The organism is Pedobacter borealis DSM 19626 (assembly GCF_000708285.2).
Lineage (GTDB): Bacteria > Bacteroidota > Bacteroidia > Sphingobacteriales > Sphingobacteriaceae > Pedobacter > Pedobacter borealis.
The window spans coordinates 41,698-47,779 of sequence record NZ_JAUG01000078.1 but is presented as its reverse complement, the minus strand read 5'-3'; the positions used below and the strand labels follow the sequence as shown (position 1 = coordinate 47,779).

At 36.6% G+C, this 6,082-nt stretch carries 9 protein-coding genes; all 9 read right to left on the bottom strand.

Annotated elements, in window-relative coordinates; all coding sequences use genetic code 11:
- Window positions 1-172: 172 nt before the first annotated feature.
- Complete coding sequence (rplQ, locus tag AW17_RS17970) at window positions 173-697, bottom strand: 50S ribosomal protein L17 (RefSeq protein ID WP_029278659.1); 525 nt, start codon at window positions 695-697, stop codon at window positions 173-175.
- A 104-nt stretch (window positions 698-801) separates the two neighbouring features.
- Entirely contained in the window at window positions 802-1,794 is a 993-nt protein-coding gene (locus AW17_RS17965) for a DNA-directed RNA polymerase subunit alpha (protein WP_025145205.1), read from the bottom strand.
- 85 nt (window positions 1,795-1,879) lie between these two features.
- Window positions 1,880-2,488, bottom strand: coding sequence for a 30S ribosomal protein S4 (gene rpsD, locus AW17_RS17960; RefSeq protein WP_029278658.1), 609 nt, complete (start codon window positions 2,486-2,488; stop codon window positions 1,880-1,882).
- 62 nt (window positions 2,489-2,550) lie between these two features.
- Window positions 2,551-2,940: a 30S ribosomal protein S11 gene (gene rpsK / locus AW17_RS17955; protein ID WP_025145207.1), complete on the bottom strand. Its 390-nt coding sequence runs from the start codon at window positions 2,938-2,940 to the stop codon at window positions 2,551-2,553.
- Between the two features lie 152 nt (window positions 2,941-3,092).
- Complete coding sequence (gene rpsM / locus AW17_RS17950) at window positions 3,093-3,470, bottom strand: 30S ribosomal protein S13 (RefSeq protein WP_010599886.1); 378 nt, start codon at window positions 3,468-3,470, stop codon at window positions 3,093-3,095.
- Between the two features lie 68 nt (window positions 3,471-3,538).
- On the bottom strand, window positions 3,539-3,655 hold the full coding sequence (gene rpmJ / locus AW17_RS23780) for a 50S ribosomal protein L36 (RefSeq protein WP_010599887.1): 117 nt from the start codon (window positions 3,653-3,655) through the stop codon (window positions 3,539-3,541).
- 1 nt (window position 3,656) lies between these two features.
- Window positions 3,657-3,875, bottom strand: coding sequence for a translation initiation factor IF-1 (gene infA, locus AW17_RS17945; protein ID WP_010599888.1), 219 nt, complete (start codon window positions 3,873-3,875; stop codon window positions 3,657-3,659).
- A 71-nt stretch (window positions 3,876-3,946) separates the two neighbouring features.
- Complete coding sequence (map, locus tag AW17_RS17940) at window positions 3,947-4,732, bottom strand: type I methionyl aminopeptidase (RefSeq protein WP_029278657.1); 786 nt, start codon at window positions 4,730-4,732, stop codon at window positions 3,947-3,949.
- A gap of 8 nt (window positions 4,733-4,740) precedes the next feature.
- A complete protein-coding gene (secY, locus tag AW17_RS17935; RefSeq protein ID WP_029278656.1) occupies window positions 4,741-6,081 on the bottom strand; it encodes a preprotein translocase subunit SecY in 1,341 nt (446 codons plus the stop codon).
- Window position 6,082: the final 1 nt, after the last annotated feature.

Here is a 6,082-nt window from a genome sequence, read left to right as displayed (position 1 = left end):
GACTTCCTTCAGATTCGCAGTCGCCCACGACACCCTTGTCTCTAGCTAGCACTTCCTACTGCAAAGCGTGTTCGGGACTCTAACCCTATAGTCGATTGCCATGCCCGGCGCACCACCACAAAAAAAGTCCTGCTCTTTCGAACAGGACTTTTTGATCTTAAGGTGAATAAAATTATTCTCCTTTTGGTTCTTCAGTAGCAGGAGCTTCTTCAGCAGGAGCAACTTCTTCGGCAACTTCGGCTTTCGCTTCAGCAGCTTTAGGTGCAGCAGTAGCTTTACTTCTACCACGACGAGTTGTTTTCTTCTCTTCTTTAACCTCTGCATCTTTACCGTAAACTGTATTGTAGTCTACCAATTCAATTAAAGCCATTTCAGCGTTATCACCTAAACGGTTGTTTAATTTAATGATACGAGTGTAACCACCTGGACGGTTTGCAACTTTCTCAGCAATTTCGCGGAATAAGATTGTTACTACTTCTTTATCTTGTAAATAAGCAAATACTGTACGACGTGAGTGAGTAGTATCATTTTTTGATTTAGTGATAATTGGCTCAACATAAGTACGTAAAGCTTTAGCTTTAGCTAAAGTTGTTGTAATTCTTTTGTGCAAAATAAGTGATGAAGCCATGTTAGCTAACATCGCCTTTCTGTGGCTTGCGGTTCTACCTAAGTGGTTTACTTTTTTACCGTGTCTCATTGTTTTTTAATTGAGTGTATACCGTCTCGTTGCAATTAAGCTGAGGGAATTATACACTGTGAAATAATAATTTGTTGAACGCTTTGCGCTAAGCGCGTGGCGATTTATTCTTCGTCTAATTTAAATTTAGACAGGTTCATACCAAATGATAAACCTTTTGATTTTACTAATTCCTGGATCTCTGTTAAAGATTTTTTACCGAAGTTTCTGAATTTTAACATATCAGCAACATCGTAAGAAACTAAATCAGCTAAAGTACGGATATCAGCAGCTTTTAAGCAGTTTAATGCTCTAACTGAAAGATCCATATCAACCAATTCAGTTTTAAGGATTTTACGCATATGTAAAATTTCCTCATCAACTTCTTTAGTTTCTTCTTTAGCTTGAGATTCTAATACTAAATTCTCATCAGAGAATAACATAAAGTGTTGGATAAGGATTTTAGCCGCTTCTTTTAATGCTTCTTCTGGATGAATTGAACCGTCAGTAGAGATATCTAAAACCAATTTTTCATAATCCGTTTTTTGCTCAACACGAAAGTTTTCGATCGTGTATTTTACATTTTTCATTGGAGTATAAATCGAATCGATTGCGATTACACCTACAACAGCATCAGCAACTTTATTTTCTTCAGCAGGTACATAACCACGTCCTTTATTGATGGTTAATTCCACTTCCAAAGTAACAGATTTATCCATATTGCAAATTACATGCTCAGGGTTTAAAACTGTAAAGTTGTTAGAGAATTTAGTGATATCACCAGCTTTAAACTGATCTTGACCATTAACGATGATGAAAACTTTTTCAGAATCACCTGAATCACCTGTTTTCTTAAAACGAACTTGTTTTAAGTTTAAGATAATATCAGTTAAATCTTCCACAACACCTTTCATTGTAGAAAATTCGTGAGATACGCCTGAAAAACGAATAGTAGTAATAGCATAACCTTCTAATGAAGAAAGTAAAATTCTTCTTAAGGCATTACCAATTGTTACACCGAAACCGGGCTCTAAAGGACGAAATTCAAATGTGCCATCGAAATCGGTTGATTTCTGCATGATCACTTTGTCTGGTTTCTGAAATGCTAAAATTGCCATTTATATTTTTTTAAATTCGTTATTGAATATATAGTAACATGAAAAAAGTTAATTACCCTTTTGAGGTAATTAACTAGTTCATTTATTACTTTGAGTACAACTCGATGATTAAGTTTTCCTTGATATTTTCAGGAATCTCATCACGTTGAGGGTAAGTTAAGAATTTACCAGTTAATTCACCAGCGTTCCACTCTAACCAAGCAAACTTATTAATAGTTCTACCTGCAACTGAGTTACTAATTGATTCTAAAGATTTAGATTTTTCACGAACAGCAACCACATCACCAGCTTTTAACTGATATGAAGGGATATTTACAACTTCACCATTCACGGTAACGTGTTTATGGCTAACTAACTGGCGTGCACCAGAACGGGTTGTTGAAATACCTAAACGGTAAACTGTGTTATCTAAACGTGCTTCTAATAACTGAAGTAAGTTATCACCGGTAATACCAGCACGAGAAGATGCTTTTTTAAACAAGTTACTGAATTGTTTTTCTAATACACCATAAGTATATTTTACTTTTTGTTTCTCCATTAACTGGATAGCATATTCAGATTGTTTTCCTCTTCTTTTTGATGAGCCATGTTGCCCAGGAGGATAATTTTTTCTGTCTAACACCTTATCAGGACCGAAGATTGGTTCTCTGAATTTACGGGCGATTTTTGATTTTGGGCCTGTATATCTTGCCATTTTTTTTTCTGTTTTAAAGTATCATCCAACCTGAAGCTGGAGATTCTTAGCTTTAAAATTAATTAAACTCTTCTCTTTTTAGGAGGACGACATCCGTTGTGAGGAAGTGGAGTAATATCTTTAATAGATGTTACTTCGATACCTGCTACTTGCAAAGTTCTGATTGCAGATTCACGACCTGAACCCGGACCTTTTACAAATACTTCAACTTTACGTAAACCTAAATCAAACGCAACTTTACCACAATCTGAAGCTGCTTGACCAGCCGCATATGGTGTGTTCTTTTTAGAACCTTTAAAGCCCATTTTACCAGCAGAAGACCATGAAATAGTCTGTCCGTTGTTGTTTGTTAAGGTAACGATAATGTTGTTGAAAGTAGCATTGATATGCGCCTGACCAACAGACTCAATTACAACGATACGTTTTTTTGTTACTTTTTTACTCTTAGCCATTTTATCTTTTAGATTTTAGATATGAGACTTGAGATATGAGACTTTCTCTACCCCGACACTCAGTATCCTACTTTTTATCTTTTATTCCAGATTTGAGCAGATTTTAAAGATATGGTGCTCACATCTAAAATCTCATATCTCATATCTATCTATTACTTAGTAGCTTTTTTCTTGTTAGCAACTGTTTTTCTCTTACCCTTACGAGTACGTGAGTTGTTTTTAGTACGTTGACCACGAGAAGGTAAACCTTTTCTGTGACGTAAACCACGGTAACAACCAATATCCATTAAACGTTTGATGTTTAACTGAACCTCTGAGCGTAAAGCACCTTCTACTTTAATCTCATCGTTAATCATTGTACGGATAGCTGATAACTCATCATCAGACCAGTCTTGTACTTTTTTGTTCAAGTCGATACCTGCTGTAGTTAATATACGTTGTGCAGTTGTTCTGCCAATTCCGTAGATATAGGTTAAACCGATCTCTCCTCTTTTGTTTCTTGGTAAATCAATACCTGAAATCCTTGCCATATTTATTTATTTTTTGAGTAACTCCGAACGGCGGGCCACCGTTGTGCGGTTCATTACAATATTTTTAATTACCCTTGACGTTGCTTGTATTTAGGATTTTTCTTGTTGATTACGTAAAGTTTACCTTTACGGCGAATAATCTTACAATCAGCGCTACGTTTTTTAATTGATGATCTAACTTTCATTTTATTTGTATCTATAAGTAATGCGTCCCTTTGTTAAATCATAAGGAGACATTTCCAATTTAACTTTATCTCCAGGAAGAATTTTGATGTAGTGCATCCTCATCTTTCCTGAAATATGCGCAATAATCTCATGCCCGTTCTCGAGTTCTACCCGGAACATCGCATTGGATAATGCTTCTCTTATTACTCCGTCTTGTTCAATTGAGGCTTGTTTAGCCATATTTTATTGATTGTTACTTAATTAGCTGCTTCTAAACAGGGTTGCAAAATTAAATAAAAAATTTTAATTATTTATTTTTTTTGTTGTAAAACTTCTTCTATTATAGAAAACGTTGATAAAACATCTGCTTTGCCCTTTTTTACGGCTACTGTGTGTTCAAAATGTGCCGATGGTTTATTGTCTTTACTGGTTACCGTCCATCCATCGTTATGGAATTTAACACCGGCCACGCCTGCATTGATCATGGGTTCTATCGCAATTACCATTCCTTCTTCAAGTTTTGGCCCTGCACCACGTTTCCCATAATTCGGAACTTCTGGTTTCTCATGAAGTTTTACACCAACACCGTGCCCAACAAGCTCTCTTACTACACCAAATCCATTAGCTTCTGCATACTGCTGAACAGCGAAACCGATATCACCGATACGCATACCAACAACAGCTTTTTCTATCCCCAATTCCAGGCAACGTTTAGTAACCTCAACCAACTTCTGTTTTTCGGCATCAATTTCTCCGATAGAGAAAGTATAGGCCGAATCGCCAAAGTAATTGTTTTTAATTACCCCACAATCAACTGAAATTAAATCGCCTTCCTGGATTACGTATTCGCTTGGAAAACCATGAACAACCTGTTCATTTGGCGAAATACATAAAGAATTAGGGAAACCATTATAGTTTAAAAATGCCGGAATCGCTCCATGGTCACTTATAAACTCGTAGGCTAGTTTATCTAACTGAATAGTAGTCATGCCTGCTTTTATCACCTTGGCCACTTCGACCAAAGTTTTAGAAACAAGCATGGAACTTTCTCTTATTAACTCGATCTCCTCAAGAGATTTGTAATAAATTTTAGACATTCGTTACACTACAACGCTGCGTTGCTACTTGCAGCAGGAACGCCTGTTCTGCCAGTAACTCTACCCGTTTTCATCAAACCATCGTAATGGCGCATCAATAAATAACTTTCGATCTGCTGTAAAGTATCCAATACAACACCAACTAAAATCAATAAAGAAGTACCACCGAAGAAGTGCGCAAACTCTTGTTTAATGCCGAACTTAACCGCTAACGAAGGTAAAATAGCAATGATCGCTAAAAATACTGCACCTGGGAAAGTGATTTTAGAAATTACATCATCAATAAAAGTTGATGTTGCAAAACCCGGTTTAACGCCTGGGATAAAACCACCGTTTTTCTTCATATCGTCGCTCATTTGAGTCGGATTAACTGTAATTGCAGTATAGAAGAAAGTAAATGCGATAATTAAAAATGCGAACGTTAAGCTATAAGCCAACGAAGTTGTGTTGCTGAACTGGATCAACCAAGAACCTTGTAATGAAGGAACAAACTGCATTAAAGCACCTGGAATAAACATTAACGCTTGAGCGAAAATGATCGGCATAACACCAGCAGCATTTACCTTTAAAGGAATGTACTGACGGACACCACCAAACTGGCGGTTACCAACTATTTTCTTTGCGTACTGTACAGGTACTTTACGTACACCTTGAACAATTAAAATGGTAAACATTACCACAGCAAATAATGCAACGATCTCTAAAACCAATGCAACCGGGCCTCCACCTTCACTAGATGAGCCTACACGTGCACTAAATTCTTGAGAAATTGCAACTGGTAAACGGGCAATAATACCAACCATAATGATTAGTGATGTACCGTTACCAATACCTTTATCAGTAATTTTTTCGCCCAACCACATTACAAATAATGTACCTGCTGTTAATACAAACGTAGATAACACTAAGAATAAAGTATTTGGCAATAAAATAGCTTCTGCGGGAACTTGCGTTTTAACGTAACCAACAGATTGAACGATTGTGATCGCTACCGTTAGGTAACGGGTAATCTGGTTCATTTTCTTTCTACCACTTTCGCCCTCTTTCTGCATTTTTTGGAAAGAAGGAACAGCAATACCCAATAGTTGCACCACAATCGATGCAGAGATATAAGGCATTACCCCCAACGCTAAAATAGACACACGAGAGAAAGAACCTCCGGCAAACATATCTAGTAAGCCTAAGATTCCTGATTTTTCGTTATTGCCTAAAGCAGTTGGATCTACACCTGGTAAAACCACGTGAGATACGAAACGGTATACCAAAAGAATTAAGAGCGTAAACAATATACGCTCTTTTAATTCCTGAATTTTCCAGATATTACTTAAAGTAGTAAATAGCTTCTTCATT

Bases quoted from the DNA above. Each gene is read 5' to 3' on its own strand.
- rpsD (WP_029278658.1), bottom strand. From the start codon at position 2,488: ATGGCAAGATATACAGGCCCAAAATCAAAAATCGCCCGTAAATTCAGA.
- AW17_RS17965 (WP_025145205.1), bottom strand. From the start codon at position 1,794: ATGGCAATTTTAGCATTTCAGAAACCAGACAAAGTGATCATGCAGAAA.
- rplQ (WP_029278659.1), bottom strand. From the start codon at position 697: ATGAGACACGGTAAAAAAGTAAACCACTTAGGTAGAACCGCAAGCCAC.
- rpsM (WP_010599886.1), bottom strand. From the start codon at position 3,470: ATGGCAAGGATTTCAGGTATTGATTTACCAAGAAACAAAAGAGGAGAG.
- rpmJ (WP_010599887.1), bottom strand. From the start codon at position 3,655: ATGAAAGTTAGATCATCAATTAAAAAACGTAGCGCTGATTGTAAGATT.
- infA (WP_010599888.1), bottom strand. From the start codon at position 3,875: ATGGCTAAACAAGCCTCAATTGAACAAGACGGAGTAATAAGAGAAGCA.
- rpsK (WP_025145207.1), bottom strand. From the start codon at position 2,940: ATGGCTAAGAGTAAAAAAGTAACAAAAAAACGTATCGTTGTAATTGAG.
- map (WP_029278657.1), bottom strand. From the start codon at position 4,732: ATGTCTAAAATTTATTACAAATCTCTTGAGGAGATCGAGTTAATAAGA.
- secY (WP_029278656.1), bottom strand. From the start codon at position 6,081: ATGAAGAAGCTATTTACTACTTTAAGTAATATCTGGAAAATTCAGGAA.